Genomic DNA, 14,843 nt, shown 5'->3' with positions numbered 1-14,843 from the left:
TTCATTTATTAATCTTGAGAAACAAGTTCTGTAGGCAGTTCTGCCTCTTCATTGTTTTCATCTTCAACTACTGGAGAGTTGATTCCAATGTTTCTGTAACGGTTCATACCCGTTCCAGCCGGGATCAGCTTACCAATAATAACATTTTCCTTAAGTCCGAGTAATTCGTCACGCTTACCTTTGATGGCAGCATCTGTAAGAACTCGAGTTGTTTCTTGGAATGATGCAGCAGATAAGAATGATTCAGTCTCAAGAGATGCTTTTGTAATACCAAGAAGCACTGGACGACCTGTAGCAGGAGTTCCACCTTCAAGAAGTACACTACGGTTAACATCCGTAAACGCATGAATATCCATAAGTGCTCCTGGAAGTACTTGAGAATCACCAGAATCGATGATGCGCACTTTACGAAGCATCTGGCGAACCATAACCTCAACGTGCTTATCTCCGATTTCTACCCCTTGCATACGGTAAACTTTCTGAACCTCACGCAATAGGTATTCTTGTACGCCTTCTGCACCACGTACTTTAATTAATTCTTTAGGGTCGATCGAACCTTCCGTCAATACTTGACCGGCAGTTACCTTATCACCTTCGACCGCTTTAATACGGGCACCGAAAGGAATCGTGTAAGATCTAGATTCGATTTCACCTTGAACGACTACTTCACGCTTATCTTTATTGTCGTTCACGCCAACAACCGTACCTTCAAGCTCAGAGATAACCGCTTGACCTTTCGGGTTACGCGCTTCAAACAATTCTTGGATACGCGGAAGACCTTGTGTGATATCATCTCCTGCTACCCCACCTGTATGGAAGGTACGCATTGTAAGCTGTGTACCTGGCTCACCAATGGATTGAGCAGCGATAATTCCAACAGCTTCCCCAACTTCAACGTCAGAGCCTGTTGCAAGGTTGCGTCCGTAACATTTCTTACAAACACCGTGACGTGTGTCACAAGTAAATACAGAACGGATCGTTACTGCTTTCACGCCTACTTCTTCAATATAAGCGGCCATGTCTTCAGTGATCAGCTGATTAACGTCTGCAAGAAGTTCTTTTGTTTCAGGATGGTATACCTTTTTATAAGCAGTACGACCGATCAAACGCTCATGAAGAGGCTCGATAACTTCGTTGCCTTCTTTAATAGCTGCAACTTCTAAGCCACGGTCCGTTCCACAGTCATCTTCACGTACGATAACATCTTGAGCAACATCAACCAAACGACGAGTAAGGTAACCTGAGTCAGCTGTTTTAAGGGCTGTATCGGCAAGACCTTTACGCGCTCCGTGAGTAGAGATAAAGTACTCGAGTACTGTTAAGCCTTCACGGAAACTTGATTTGATTGGAAGCTCGATGATTTTACCAGCCGGGTTGGCCATCAGACCACGCATACCAGCTAGCTGCGTAAAGTTAGATGCGTTACCACGGGCACCGGAGTCACTCATCATGAAGATTGGGTTTCGCTTATCAAGTGTACCCATCAATTTATTTTGGATTTCGTCTTTCGCCAAACTCCAAACATTGATTACACGCTCATAGCGCTCTTCTTCTGTGATCAAACCACGTCTGAATTGCTTTGTAACGTTTACTACTTTTTCTTCGGCTACAGCAAGAATCTCTTGCTTTTCAGGTAATACAACGATATCGGATACACCGATCGTGATACCAGCGCGCGTAGAATATTTAAATCCTAAGTCCTTCATGCGGTCAAGCATCTTAGACGTTTCAGTAATCTTAAAGCGTTTGAATACTTCCGCGATAATCTTACCTAGGATTCCTTTCTTAAATGGAACAATTTCCTCATGCTTCTGAATTTCCTCTTTTACGTTAGCAGCCGGATCTAAGAAGTACTTTTCAGGTGTTTCCACTTGAAGGTTCGTCGTAGTCGGTTCGTTAATGTAAGGGAATGACGGAGGCAGGATTTCGTTGAATAACAACTTACCTACTGTAGTCATAAGAAGCTTAGATTGCTGTTCATCTGTGAAAGTTTCTTTATTTAAGCTGGATACTGGTACTGCAATACGAGAATGCAAGTGCACGAATCCATTTTCATAAGCGATGATCGCTTCATTGATGTCTTTAAATACAGACCCTTCACCAATAGCTCCTTCACGTTCAAGAGTTAAGTAATAGTTACCTAAAACCATATCCTGTGACGGTGTTACTACCGGCTTACCATCTTTCGGGTTCAAGATGTTTTGGGCAGCTAGCATTAAGATACGAGCCTCTGCTTGTGCTTCAGCAGATAGAGGAACGTGGACCGCCATTTGGTCACCGTCAAAGTCAGCGTTGTAAGCTGTACATACGAGCGGGTGAAGACGGATTGCACGGCCTTCTACAAGCGTTGGTTCGAATGCTTGGATACCAAGTCTGTGAAGTGTAGGCGCACGGTTTAGTAGAACTGGGTGTTCACGAATAACTTCTTCTAGTACATCCCAAACTTCTGGCTGAACGCGCTCTACTTTGCGTTTTGCACTCTTAATGTTGTGTGCAAGACCTTTTGAAACTAGCTCTTTCATAACAAACGGTTTGAAGAGCTCAAGTGCCATCTCTTTAGGCAGACCACATTGGTACATCTTTAAGTTCGGACCTACTACGATAACCGAACGTCCAGAGTAGTCAACACGTTTACCTAGCAAGTTTTGACGGAAACGTCCTTGTTTCCCTTTCAGCATGTGTGAAAGTGATTTTAACGGACGATTTCCTGGCCCAGTCACCGGACGGCCACGACGACCATTATCGATTAATGCATCGACTGCTTCTTGAAGCATACGTTTTTCATTTTGAACGATAATGTTAGGAGCACCTAGGTCTAATAGACGCTTCAGACGGTTGTTACGGTTGATAACACGACGGTAAAGGTCGTTAAGGTCAGATGTGGCAAAACGTCCACCATCAAGCTGAACCATCGGACGCAATTCCGGCGGAATAACCGGAAGTACTTCTAGAATCATCCAATCAGCATGGTTGCCTGAATGACGGAATGCTTCTAGTACTTCTAAACGCTTAATCGCACGAGTACGGCGTTGACCTTGTGCTGTTTTAAGCTCTTCTTTCAACATCTCAACTTCTTTTTCAGCATCGATGTCTTCTAAAAGACGTTTGATCGCTTCTGCACCCATTTGTGCAGTGAAACCTTTTCCATACTTTTCACGGTATGTGCGGTATTCCTTCTCTGAAAGCAGTTGTTTCTTCTCAAGAGGAGTATCTCCTGTATCAGTAACAACGTATGAAGCAAAGTAGATTACTTCTTCTAATGCTCTTGGAGACATATCCAAAACAAGACCCATACGGCTTGGGATACCTTTGAAGTACCAAATGTGAGATACAGGAGCGGCAAGCTCGATGTGACCCATACGGTCACGTCGAACTTTGGCTCTTGTTACTTCAACACCACAACGGTCACAAACCACGCCTTTATAACGGACGCGCTTATACTTTCCGCAATGACATTCCCAGTCTTTTGTAGGACCGAAAATTCTTTCACAGAACAAGCCGTCTTTTTCGGGCTTAAGTGTACGGTAGTTGATTGTTTCAGGTTTTTTTACTTCCCCTCTTGACCACGACCGGATTTTGTCCGGTGAAGCAAGACCAATTTTCATATATTCAAAATTATTTACGTCTATCAAGGAGCGTACCTCCCTTTTGATATCCTGTTTTAGTCATTCGAAGTGTAAGACTCAAGATTTAGATTTAATTTCTCGCTTGCCTGATCGTCTTCATCATCAAGCTCTCTCATTTCAATTTCCTTGTCATCTCCAGAACAGATCTTAACGTCCATTCCTAGAGATTGAAGTTCTTTGATCAATACTTTAAATGATTCTGGAACACCTGGTTCAGGAACGTTTTCGCCTTTAACGATGGCTTCATACGTTTTCACACGGCCGACAACATCATCGGATTTAACCGTAAGAATTTCCTGTAGTGTGTATGCCGCGCCATATGCTTCAAGCGCCCATACTTCCATCTCACCGAAACGCTGACCTCCAAATTGAGCTTTACCGCCAAGAGGCTGTTGTGTAACAAGTGAGTAAGGTCCAGTTGAACGAGCATGTAGCTTGTCATCTACCATGTGAGCCAGTTTGATCATATACATAACCCCAACTGATACACGGTTATCAAACGCAGCACCTGTACGTCCATCATAAAGTACCGTTTTACCATCGCGAGCCATTCCAGCTTCTTCGATCGTAGACCAAACATCTTCCTCACGCGCTCCATCGAATACCGGTGTAGCAACATGAATACCTAGCTGACGAGCAGCCATTCCAAGGTGAAGCTCCAATACCTGACCGATGTTCATACGGGAAGGTACCCCTAACGGGTTTAACATGATGTCAACTGGTGTTCCATCTGGAAGATAAGGCATATCTTCTTCAGGCATAATTTTAGAAATTACACCTTTGTTTCCGTGACGGCCGGCCATCTTATCTCCTTCATGAATCTTACGTTTTTGCACGATGTATGCACGAACGAGCTGATTCACACCTGGAGGTAGTTCATCGCCATCTTCACGGTTAAACACTTTAACGTCAAGGATGATTCCATCTCCACCGTGAGGTACACGCAATGATGTATCGCGGACTTCACGAGCTTTTTCACCGAAGATCGCATGTAATAGACGTTCTTCAGCTGTTAATTCAGTTACACCTTTAGGCGTTACTTTACCAACTAAGATATCTCCATCTTTAACTTCTGCACCAACACGAATGATTCCGCGTTCGTCCAGGTTGCGTAATGCATCTTCTCCGACGTTTGGAATATCACGAGTGATTTCTTCCGGTCCAAGTTTTGTATCACGCGCTTCTGACTCATATTCTTCAATATGAATCGAAGTATAAACGTCGTCTTTAACGAGACGCTCACTCATGATAACAGCATCCTCGTAGTTGTAACCTTCCCAAGTCATGAAGGCAACAAGAACGTTACGACCTAAAGCAAGTTCACCGACTTCCATTGAAGGGCCATCCGCTAAGATTTCCCCTTTCGTCACGCGGTTACCTGTGCTTACGATCGGACGCTGGTTATAACACGTTCCTTGGTTGGAACGAATAAACTTAAGCATATTGTAAGTGTCAAGGTCGCCTGAAACTTCCTTGCCATCTACTTCTTTAATGCGGCGTACTTGAACTTGTTTTGCTGTAACGCGCTCAACAATTCCTTCGTGCTTACAGATAACTGCAGCTCCAGAGTCTTTTGCAGAAACGTGCTCCATTCCTGTACCAACGATCGGTGATTCAGGAACAAGTAAAGGTACAGCCTGACGTTGCATGTTCGCTCCCATTAGGGCACGGTTGGAGTCATCATTCTCTAAGAACGGAATACATGCTGTCGCAGCGGATACAACCTGTTTCGGCGATACATCCATATAATCGATGCGTTCGCGTTTAACAACAGTGTTATCACCACGGAAACGTGCGATTACGTCTTCGTTCATGAACTCTCCGTTATCACCTAAGATAGAGTTCGCCTGTGCAACTACATATAGATCTTCTTCATCAGCAGTCAAGTAATCAATACGGCTCGTTACACGACCTGTTTCAGGATCAACCCGACGGTATGGTGTTTCGATAAATCCATATTGGTTCACTTTTGCATAAGAAGAAAGTGAGTTGATCAAACCGATGTTCGGACCCTCTGGCGTCTCAATCGGACACATACGACCGTAGTGAGAGTAGTGAACGTCACGAACTTCAAAGCCTGCACGTTCACGTGTAAGACCACCTGGCCCTAGTGCAGATAGACGACGTTTGTGCGTTAATTCTGCTAGCGGGTTCGTTTGATCCATGAACTGTGAAAGCTGAGAGCTTCCGAAGAACTCTTTAATAGATGCGATAACAGGACGGATATTGATCAACGCTTGTGGTGTGATCGCATTTGTGTCTTGGATCGACATACGCTCACGCACAACACGTTCCATTCTAGAAAGTCCGATTCTGAATTGGTTTTGAAGAAGCTCACCAACCGAACGCAGACGACGGTTTCCAAGATGGTCAATATCATCTGTTGTACCTACTTGATGCAATAAGTTGAAGAAGTAGTTGATAGAAGCAATAATGTCAGAAACCGTGATGTTTTTAATTTCTTTATCAACAAGTCCGTTTCCGATAACATTAATGATTCTTTCACCCTCTTGATCATCAGGCGCATAGATTTTGATAGATTGAAGAGCGATATCTTGATCTTCAGCCACTCCTCCTGCTGGTGTTACGGTTTTAAAGCCTACACCACTCTCAAGAGCAGGGATAATCTTATCTAGCGTTCTACGGTCAAGAAGCGTACCTTCTTCGGCGATCACTTCACCAGTTTCAGCATCAACAAGTGTTTCAGCTAGTTTCTGGTTAAAGAGACGATTCTTTATATGAAGCTTTTTATTGATTTTGTAGCGTCCAACGTTAGCTAAGTCATAGCGTTTAGGATCAAAGAACCTAGAATCTAATAAACTTTTTGCATTATCTACTGTTGGAGGCTCTCCTGGACGAAGACGCTCATAGATTTCGAGAAGGGCTTTTTCCGTTCCTTCTGTATTATCCTTATCTAGCGTGTTACGTAGATACTCGTCTTCTCCAAGCAAATCAATGATTTCTTGATCAGACCCAAACCCTAAAGCACGAAGCAATACGGTAATAGGGATTTTTCTTGTGCGGTCAATACGCACATAAACTACGTCCTTAGCATCTGTTTCGAACTCCAGCCAAGCACCGCGGTTTGGAATGACAGTAGCGGTAAAACCTTTTTTACCGTTTTTGTCGATTTTCTCACTATAGTAAACACTTGGTGAACGAACGAGCTGTGATACAATTACACGCTCTGCCCCGTTGATCACAAAGGTTCCCGTATCTGTCATTAACGGGAAATCTCCCATAAATACTTCCTGCTCTTTTACTTCGCCCGTCTCTTTATTGATCAGACGCACTTTCACACGAAGCGGAGCAGCGTAAGTAACATCGCGCTCTTTTGATTCATCTACAGGATACTTCGGCTCACCTAAGTTATAATCAATAAACTCTAAAACGAGGTTCCCTGTAAAATCTTCAATCGGCGAAATGTCTCGGAACATTTCACGTAACCCCTCATCAAGAAACCATTGATAGGAAGCGGTTTGAATTTCAATTAAGTTTGGTAATTCAAGCACTTCGCTAATCCTTGCATAACTTCTTCGTTGGCGGTGGCGTCCAAACTGAACTAGTTGACCTGTCAACTGCTTCACCCCTCAAATCCAGCGTTTTTTTCGTGTATCATATTTCTATCTAACATTCTATTAAGAAGGTTAGAAAACAAAAAGAAAAAGGGTTTCATATTTTTAAAACCGCAGTTTTCCTATTTTGATAAAAGCTATTATATAATTTTGTCCAACTTTTTCGCATTCTATACGTCTAAACATGAGTAAAAAACGTTGATTTATCAACGTTTTTTCGCTTACCACGAAAAATAAGCAGCAAAATGCGAATCCATTGGCATTTTATAATACTAACATACGGGATTTATCAAGTCAAACTTTTATTGCGCGTAAAATATAGTAGCCTTTTTTCTTCGCAACCGTTTCAACTTGGCCGAATAATTGTTCCATTTTATCCATAGCAGATGGCGCACCTTGTTTCTTTTGAATCACTACCCATAACTCGCCACCAACGCAAAGTTTGTGATAAGCTTCTTCAAAAATTTGATGAACGACCGTCTTACCTGCACGAATCGGCGGATTTGTGATAACAGCAGCGAACTCTTCATCCTTCACTTCGGCAAATAAGTAACTTTTATAGATCTTTACATTATCAACCTTGTTCTTATCTGCGTTCAGCTTGGCAAGTTCAATTGCTCTTTCGTTGATATCCACCATTTGAACAACACGATCTTGTTCCGCTCTAGCAAGCGAAAGCCCGATCGGCCCGTAACCGCATCCTACATCTATATAATCACCAGATACTTCTGGAGATACAAAGGACTCTATTAAAACGCGACTGCCAAAATCTACTTCTTTCTTCGAAAAGACACCAGCATCTGTCGTAAAGCGAAACTTTTCGCCGTTTAATGTAAATTCCCATGTTTCTCTTTTGCTTTCTGTACCAGGTGTTTCAGAGTAATAATGGTTCTTCATTGTTTTCAAACTCTCCTTACCTTCTGATAAAGACAGTATTCCCGTTCCAAAATTCTTTAACGGTCTATCTATAAAAAGCTTTTACAATGTCGCCTTTGAAAGTAGTTGATTTCCGTTACAGGTACTCGCTTTCCGCGGGGCAGGCAGTGAACCACATTCGTACGTTTCACTCTTAAGTGTCTCACCCGTCTAGTTGCAGTGGCTAGCCCCCTCGAGGTCAAAAGTTAAACGGTCAAAAAGGCAAAGTGCGCCTTCCTTGCCCATTCACCTTTTGCTTGTCGGGGCTGAACGAGCCACTTCCACTTTTCAGACTGCCCGCCTGTCCTAGCCGAGAGTCTCGCACCTTTCACTTCAATCAACTGTTCAAAGAAGCGACAAAATAAAAGCAGCAAGATTTTAGAATAGTTCATTCTAAAAAGATTAAGCGAAACAAACAAAAAGGTCCGCCATCGGGCGAACCTTTTCTTTTGAATTACTTAACTTCAACAGAAGCTCCAACTTCTTCAAGTTTAGCTTTGATTTCTTCAGCTTCGTCTTTAGATACGCCTTCTTTAACTGGCTTAGGAGCACCGTCAACAAGTTCTTTCGCTTCTTTAAGGCCAAGACCTGTAAGTTCACGAACAACTTTGATAACTTTAATTTTTGAAGCTCCACCGCTTGCAAGAATTACGTCGAATTCAGTTTGTTCAGCAGCAGCGTCTCCACCAGCAGCTCCACCAGCTACAGCTACAGGAGCAGCAGCAGTTACACCAAACTCTTCTTCGATTGCTTTTACTAGGTCGTTAAGCTCTAAAACAGTCATTGTTTTTAAGCTTTCAATGATTTGCTCTTTAGACATTATAATTTCCTCCTTATGGAATGTAAGTTATTGGTTGAAGATAAGACTTATGCGCCTTGTTCTTCTTTTTGTTCTGCAACGGCTTTAGTAGCCAACGCAAAGTTGCGGATAGGTGCTTGAAGCACGCTGAGTACCATAGAAAGAAGACCTTCTCTTGATGGAAGTTCAGCAAGAGCTTTCACTTCTTCTAGAGACGCGATACGTCCTTCGATTACACCAGCTTTGATCTCAAGCGCTTCGTGTTTCTTAGCGAAGTCGTTAAGAATCTTAGCAGGAGCTACAACATCTTCATTTGAAAATGCGATCGCTGTAGGACCAGTTAAGTGTTCTGCTAATTCTTTAAGGTCATTCTCTTCAGCAGCGCGAACTACCATTGAGTTTTTGTAAACTTTAAACTCGATGCCAGCATCACGTAAAGACTTACGAAGTTCAGTAACCTCAGAAACAGTAAGACCACGGTAGTCAACAAGGATTGTTGATTGGCTATTTTTGATTTTCTCAGAAATAGTGGATACTAACTGCTTTTTTGTTTCTAAAATGCTGCTCATTATTACACCTCCTGTAAAATGATTGCATCACCGCAGGTTTTGTCCAAAAACAAAGCCTCCATGTCGAGACATGGAGGCGTGAGTATCTAAAGTCATAAGTAATTAACTAATGAGCTTACGACGCTTCACCTCGGCAGGAAGATTTAAGCCAGTTGGCTCCTGCTGTCTACGGCATTCATCTGATGCGTTTGTGTTTAACAGTATATAATATAACGGGTCAAAACCCGTTTGTCAACTATCGTTTTACAGCAAATGAAGATGGATTAACTTTGATCCCAGGTCCCATTGTAGAAGAAACAGCTACGTTCTTCATGTAAGTTCCCTTTGCAGCTGCAGGCTTAACTTTCAACAATGTTTCGATGATTGTGTTAAGGTTTTCTGCAAGCTTCTCAGCTTCGAAAGATACTTTACCGATTGGAACGTGAACGTTACCAGTCTTGTCGACACGGTATTCTACTTTACCAGCTTTGATTTCGTTAATCGCTTTTTCAACTTCAAATGTAACTGTTCCTGTTTTAGGGTTAGGCATTAATCCTTTAGGCCCTAGAACACGTCCAAGTTTACCAACTTCAGCCATCATGTCCGGAGTAGCAACGATTACGTCGAACTCGAACCAACCTTGTTGGATTTTGTTGATGTAGTCAGAATCGCCAACGTGATCTGCTCCAGCAGCTTCAGCTTCTTTTGCTTTTTCACCTTTTGCGAATACTAATACACGTTGAGTCTTACCAGTTCCGTTTGGAAGCACTACTGCTCCACGAACTTGTTGGTCAGCTTTCTTCGTGTCTACACCTAAACGAACTGCAACTTCTACAGACTCGTCAAATTTTGCAGGAGCAGCTTTTTTAACTAGCTCGATCGCTTCTGCAGCGTCATATGCTTTTGTGCGGTCTACTAATTTAGCCGCTTCTTGGTATTTCTTACCTTTGTTTGCCATTTGTTTTTGTCCTCCTTATGTGGTTTAGCGGATATTCCTCCCACTTATTGCACTTACCATCAAGTGCAATCGAACGCATTGCATGAATAAAGGTTGCGAACCGTTTGACGGGCAGGATATCAATCCATTTACTCGCAACCTAATAGACATCAAACACAGGAATTAGTCTTCGATAACAATTCCCATGCTGCGTGCTGTACCTTCAACCATACGCATTGCAGCTTCAACACTAGCAGCGTTTAGGTCAGGCATTTTTGATTCTGCGATTTCGCGAACTTTATCACGCTTTACAGTCGCAACTTTTTTCTTGTTAGGCTCACCAGAACCTGACTCGATTCCTGCAGCTTTCTTTAAAAGAACAGCAGCCGGAGGAGTTTTAGTGATGAATGTAAATGAACGGTCTTCGAAAACCGTGATTTCTACCGGAATGATTAAACCAGCTTGATCAGCAGTACGAGCGTTGAATTCTTTACAGAATCCCATGATGTTTACCCCAGCTTGTCCTAGTGCAGGTCCAACTGGCGGTGCCGGGTTTGCTTTACCAGCAGGGATTTGCAATTTTACCATCTTAATAACCTTTTTAGCCACGCGACACACCTCCTTAAGTCCGTGATGTGGTATTATGGGCCGAAACCCTCCCACTCAAAAATACGCTTCCCCTCCTAAAAGAGAGGAAGCAGTTGATTAGTAATATCAAACATAAAAAATTCTATCACCTTTTTGAAGTGATTACAAGTCTTTTTCCATTATAACTTGCTAACTTGGGTAAACTCAAGTTCAACTGGTGTTTCACGACCAAACATGTTGACGTGAACTTTCAGCTTCTGTTTTGTCGCGTCGATCTCTTCGATCGTACCAACAAAGTCAGCAAAAGGACCTTCTTTTACTTTTACAGATTCCTTAATTTCGAAATCAACTTCAACGCGCGGAGCTTCCATACCCATACCTTTAAGAATATGATCTACTTCCTCAGGCAAAAGTGCCGTTGGCTTCGAGCCCGCTCCAGCAGAACCGACAAATCCTGTTACCCCAGGTGTGTTACGTACAACGTACCAAGAATCATCTGTCATGATCATTTCCGTTAATACATAACCAGGGAAAACTTTCTTCATGCTTGTTTTTGTCTTACCGTTCTTTGTTTCGGTCTCTTCTTCTACAGGTACAAGTACACGGAAAATCTTATCTGTCATCCCCATAGATTCCAAACGCTTTTCCAAGTTTGCTTTTACTTTGTTTTCATAACCTGAATAGGTATGAACTACGTACCAATTTTTTTCCATACGATGGGACCCGTGTCCTTTCCCTCCTAAAATGGATATACTCTAGCATTCTATCCAAAAGAAGCTATATCTAATCTACCCTAAAATAAGCTCAACTAATTGTGAAATCCCTAGATCCACAACCCAGAAGAACAAAGCCATAATCACTACAGTTGACAGTACAATCCCCGTATAGCGAAATAATTCTTTTCGCGAAGGCCAGCTTACACGCTTCATCTCCTTATTTACATCGGAAAGAAACTTTGCTGGTGATTTTTTTGTCTTTTCTGCAACATCCGCCATCTTCATAAACCCCCATGCCTTTTGATCAATTAACATTTATAAAAAAAGCTTGTTTCGCTTACTTCGTTTCCTGGTGAATGGTATGAGCATTGCAGTAGCTGCAAAACTTTTTAACCTCGACTCGTTCAGGATTGTTTTGCTGGTTCTTCATCGTTGTATAATTTCGTTTTGAGCATTGTTTACAGGCTAAAAAAACTTTTTTTCTCATGCTAAATAAACACCTTTCGTGCGACAAAGCCACTCATCCACGTTACAATGTTACTTTTAAAACCTTAACATAGGGGTATACGCTTGTCAATAAAGGGAAAATGACGTTTTGAGAGCTGATTGTGTTGGATGTGTGAGTGATTGAATATTGTATTAGAGGGTTCGCTTTGTTAGTGAAGGAATCGTGTGGTGCGAGAAGCATTTTAAAGTTGCAGGGCAAGCGGTGACCGAGCAATTAAACAAAAAGACTAAAAAAGGGTTCTCTGAATTAAGAAAATAGGGTGAAAAGCCAGCCGAAAATGATTTAGCAGGCTATTTTGTTCTCAAGACCACAATAATTCTTTTGATTTACTACTCAATTTAGCCGATTGAAGTATACCCACTCCGGTATTTATTATGCTAACCCCTAAAATTTTTGCATTAATCCTAGAAATTATTCTATTAATCCCGCGAGTTTTGGCTATAATTCGGCGAGTTTTCCACATATATCGGCGAGTTGACAAGATTCGACTACCATTACAAGTCTGATACCCCTCATTCATAAACATAATCAACTTGTACATGCACGCACATCAGCATCAGCTCACAGATTCCAAAAAACCAAAAGAAAAAGAGCAGGAACAATCCCCGCTCTTAAGATGATATTTCTCTTAGCTCTAAATAACGCTCTAATTTACGTTTCACTCGCTGAAGCGCGTTGTCGATCGACTTCACGTGTCTGTCGAGATCCACTGAGATTTCCTGGTACGATCTTCCGTCAAGATACAGCATCAGAACTTTGCGTTCCAGGTCACTTAATATTTCTCCCATCTTCACTTCAATATCATCAAATTCTTCTTGATTGATAATCAGTTCTTCTGGATCAGTGACTTTTGTACCGCATATAACATCCATTAGTGTACGGTCGGACTCCTCATCATAGATCGGCTTGTCCAACGACACGTAAGAATTTAACGGAATGTGCTTTTGTCTAGTTGCCGTTTTGATAGCGGTAATCATTTGCCTTGTTATACATAGTTCGGCAAAAGCTTTAAAGGATGACAGCTTGTCCTCTTTAAAATCGCGAATGGCTTTATACAGCCCGATCATGCCTTCTTGAATGATATCTTCACGGTCTGCACCGATCAAAAAGTATGATCTTGCTTTCGCACGAACAAAGTTTTTATATTTGTTGATCAAATATTCAAGTGCTGCGCTGTCCCCCTCATGAACCAGTTCCACAAGGCTTTCATCTTCCATGAGCTCGTAATCGCTTACTGACCGTTCCTTGAGATCTATGTTCACGACAAATCCCCCCACCAGGTTTTTACCGGCAAAATATAGCAATATTATAGCTCATAGTTCACAAAAGCGTCAAGATTCCTTATTTTTGCCCTCTTCTCCATCTTTCAAATATTTCGGCAATTTCGTCTGAAAGAAGGATAGAGGAGGAGGTTTGCTTCCTTTTCCGCTCGCCAACGGACACATGAATATGCTTTTCTATTTCATCCATCTCATTCTTTAATTCTCTCGCAGATTTTCTCAATGCGCCTTTACCAAAAATCTGCCACTGTTCCGTTGAATCTGAAGTTGCGACATAAATTCGCGTATCGATTGATTTCAACTCTCCGACTAGACGTTCGATCCGTTCATCTGCCGTTTCGTTCTCTCTTGTGAAAATGACTTCAACGCGGTGGTTTTTCGTTTTTTTCTCTGTGCCAGGTGTGAGGTGGGCATCAAATACGACGATTACTTGATACCCAGTCGTTCCCTGGTATTCTGCCATATATTCGATCAACAGGTCTCTTGCTTTGGCAAAATCCGATGTTTTCAAGCTCCGTAATTCGGGCCAAGCGCCAATGATGTTGTAGCCATCAACAATCAAATAGTGGCGAGTTTTCATTTTCGGGCTTCTAACGGATTACGGTTACGGTACACTTCATACATCAAGAGACTAGCTGCAACGGATGCATTAAGCGAGGTAACCTTCCCTTTCATCGGAAGCTGAACAAGGAAATCGCACGTTTCTGATACGAGTCTTCCCATCCCTTTACCTTCGCTTCCGATCACAAGACCTAAAGGCATGTCCCACTTCGCTTGTCTATAGTCATCTTTCCCTTTCATGTCAGCGCCGGCAAACCACATACCACGGTCCCTTAACTCTTTCATCGTTTGGACAAGATTCGTTACACGAACAACCGGAATGTACTCGATCGCACCCGTTGAAGCTTTTGCTACTGTAGCGGTCAGTCCTACTGAACGTCTTTTCGGAATGATGATACCATGTGCACCGACTGCATCAGCTGTACGCATGATCGAACCTAGATTATGCGGATCTTCAAGCTCGTCCAATAAAAGAAAGAACGGCTCTTCTCCACGCTCTTCAGCAATTTTAAACAAATCATCGATATCTGCATAAGAGTAGGCTGCAACACCCGCGATTACACCTTGGTGATTGCCTCCTCCGCTTAATGAATCGAGCTTCTGCTTTGGTACATATTGCACAAGGACATTTTGTTTTTTCGCCATTGAGACGATCGTGCTCACAGGTCCTTTTTGAGATCCTTCACCCACGAAAATTTTATTGATATCACGGCCAGAGCGCAGTACTTCCATAACTGGATTTCTTCCGATGATCAGTTCTTGTTCTTTTTGTTCTTTTGTTTCACTCATC

At 42.4% G+C, this 14,843-nt stretch carries 14 protein-coding genes and 1 other annotated feature; all 14 genes read right to left on the bottom strand.

Features of this window, described 5'->3' with window-relative positions; genetic code table 11:
- Positions 1-8: 8 nt before the first annotated feature.
- Entirely contained in the window at positions 9-3,632 is a 3,624-nt protein-coding gene (gene rpoC, locus FS458_RS19105) for a DNA-directed RNA polymerase subunit beta' (protein ID WP_144704577.1), read from the bottom strand.
- Positions 3,633-3,661: 29 nt separating this feature from the next.
- The gene (gene rpoB, locus FS458_RS19100) at positions 3,662-7,204 is read right to left on the bottom strand and encodes a DNA-directed RNA polymerase subunit beta (RefSeq protein WP_137792247.1); all 3,543 of its coding nucleotides are present in this window, start codon (positions 7,202-7,204) and stop codon (positions 3,662-3,664) included.
- Between the two features lie 291 nt (positions 7,205-7,495).
- Entirely contained in the window at positions 7,496-8,098 is a 603-nt protein-coding gene (locus tag FS458_RS19095) for a class I SAM-dependent methyltransferase (protein ID WP_144704574.1), read from the bottom strand.
- A gap of 224 nt (positions 8,099-8,322) precedes the next feature.
- Complete coding sequence (locus tag FS458_RS19090) at positions 8,323-8,535, bottom strand: hypothetical protein (protein WP_144704571.1); 213 nt, start codon at positions 8,533-8,535, stop codon at positions 8,323-8,325.
- A gap of 35 nt (positions 8,536-8,570) precedes the next feature.
- A complete protein-coding gene (gene rplL, locus FS458_RS19085) occupies positions 8,571-8,936 on the bottom strand; it encodes a 50S ribosomal protein L7/L12 (RefSeq protein WP_066237995.1) in 366 nt (121 codons plus the stop codon).
- Between the two features lie 47 nt (positions 8,937-8,983).
- Complete coding sequence (gene rplJ / locus FS458_RS19080; RefSeq protein ID WP_144704568.1) at positions 8,984-9,484, bottom strand: 50S ribosomal protein L10; 501 nt, start codon at positions 9,482-9,484, stop codon at positions 8,984-8,986.
- A 39-nt stretch (positions 9,485-9,523) separates the two neighbouring features.
- Positions 9,524-9,674: a sequence feature (ribosomal protein L10 leader region), on the bottom strand.
- A 45-nt stretch (positions 9,675-9,719) separates the two neighbouring features.
- Positions 9,720-10,421 carry a 50S ribosomal protein L1 gene (gene rplA, locus FS458_RS19075; RefSeq protein ID WP_066390636.1) on the bottom strand — a complete coding sequence of 234 codons (702 nt, stop codon included), beginning with the start codon at positions 10,419-10,421 and terminating at the stop codon, positions 9,720-9,722.
- Positions 10,422-10,583: 162 nt separating this feature from the next.
- Positions 10,584-11,009: a 50S ribosomal protein L11 gene (rplK, locus tag FS458_RS19070; RefSeq protein ID WP_066285502.1), complete on the bottom strand. Its 426-nt coding sequence runs from the start codon at positions 11,007-11,009 to the stop codon at positions 10,584-10,586.
- A 158-nt stretch (positions 11,010-11,167) separates the two neighbouring features.
- Positions 11,168-11,701, bottom strand: coding sequence for a transcription termination/antitermination protein NusG (gene nusG / locus FS458_RS19065; protein ID WP_066390634.1), 534 nt, complete (start codon positions 11,699-11,701; stop codon positions 11,168-11,170).
- A gap of 75 nt (positions 11,702-11,776) precedes the next feature.
- Positions 11,777-11,983, bottom strand: coding sequence for a preprotein translocase subunit SecE (secE, locus tag FS458_RS19060; protein WP_082861218.1), 207 nt, complete (start codon positions 11,981-11,983; stop codon positions 11,777-11,779).
- Positions 11,984-12,041: 58 nt separating this feature from the next.
- On the bottom strand, positions 12,042-12,191 hold the full coding sequence (gene rpmG / locus FS458_RS19055; RefSeq protein WP_077365486.1) for a 50S ribosomal protein L33: 150 nt from the start codon (positions 12,189-12,191) through the stop codon (positions 12,042-12,044).
- 632 nt (positions 12,192-12,823) lie between these two features.
- Positions 12,824-13,474 carry an RNA polymerase sporulation sigma factor SigH gene (gene sigH, locus FS458_RS19050; protein WP_066390628.1) on the bottom strand — a complete coding sequence of 217 codons (651 nt, stop codon included), beginning with the start codon at positions 13,472-13,474 and terminating at the stop codon, positions 12,824-12,826.
- Between the two features lie 79 nt (positions 13,475-13,553).
- Positions 13,554-14,072, bottom strand: a complete 519-nt coding sequence (locus FS458_RS19045) for an NYN domain-containing protein (RefSeq protein WP_137792248.1) — start codon at positions 14,070-14,072, stop codon at positions 13,554-13,556.
- On the bottom strand, positions 14,069-14,842 hold the full coding sequence (gene rlmB, locus FS458_RS19040; RefSeq protein ID WP_144704565.1) for a 23S rRNA (guanosine(2251)-2'-O)-methyltransferase RlmB: 774 nt from the start codon (positions 14,840-14,842) through the stop codon (positions 14,069-14,071). Before rlmB ends, FS458_RS19045 begins: the two co-directional genes overlap by 4 nt.
- Between the last annotated feature and the right edge of the window lies 1 nt (position 14,843).

It is taken from the genome of Fictibacillus phosphorivorans (assembly GCF_007673525.1).
Lineage (GTDB): Bacteria > Bacillota > Bacilli > Bacillales > Fictibacillaceae > Fictibacillus > Fictibacillus phosphorivorans_C.
The sequence above is the reverse complement of the archived record's forward strand: the minus strand, read 5'-3'. Positions and strand labels throughout refer to the sequence as shown.

Coding starts and splice junctions, on each gene's coding strand:
- rplJ (WP_144704568.1), bottom strand. CDS start 9,484: ATGAGCAGCATTTTAGAAACAAAAAAGCAGTTAGTATCCACTATTTCT.
- secE (WP_082861218.1), bottom strand. CDS start 11,983: ATGGCGGATGTTGCAGAAAAGACAAAAAAATCACCAGCAAAGTTTCTT.
- rpmG (WP_077365486.1), bottom strand. CDS start 12,191: ATGAGAAAAAAAGTTTTTTTAGCCTGTAAACAATGCTCAAAACGAAAT.
- rplL (WP_066237995.1), bottom strand. CDS start 8,936: ATGTCTAAAGAGCAAATCATTGAAAGCTTAAAAACAATGACTGTTTTA.
- rplA (WP_066390636.1), bottom strand. CDS start 10,421: ATGGCAAACAAAGGTAAGAAATACCAAGAAGCGGCTAAATTAGTAGAC.
- rlmB (WP_144704565.1), bottom strand. CDS start 14,842: ATGAGTGAAACAAAAGAACAAAAAGAACAAGAACTGATCATCGGAAGA.
- FS458_RS19045 (WP_137792248.1), bottom strand. CDS start 14,072: ATGAAAACTCGCCACTATTTGATTGTTGATGGCTACAACATCATTGGC.
- nusG (WP_066390634.1), bottom strand. CDS start 11,701: ATGGAAAAAAATTGGTACGTAGTTCATACCTATTCAGGTTATGAAAAC.
- FS458_RS19095 (WP_144704574.1), bottom strand. CDS start 8,098: ATGAAGAACCATTATTACTCTGAAACACCTGGTACAGAAAGCAAAAGA.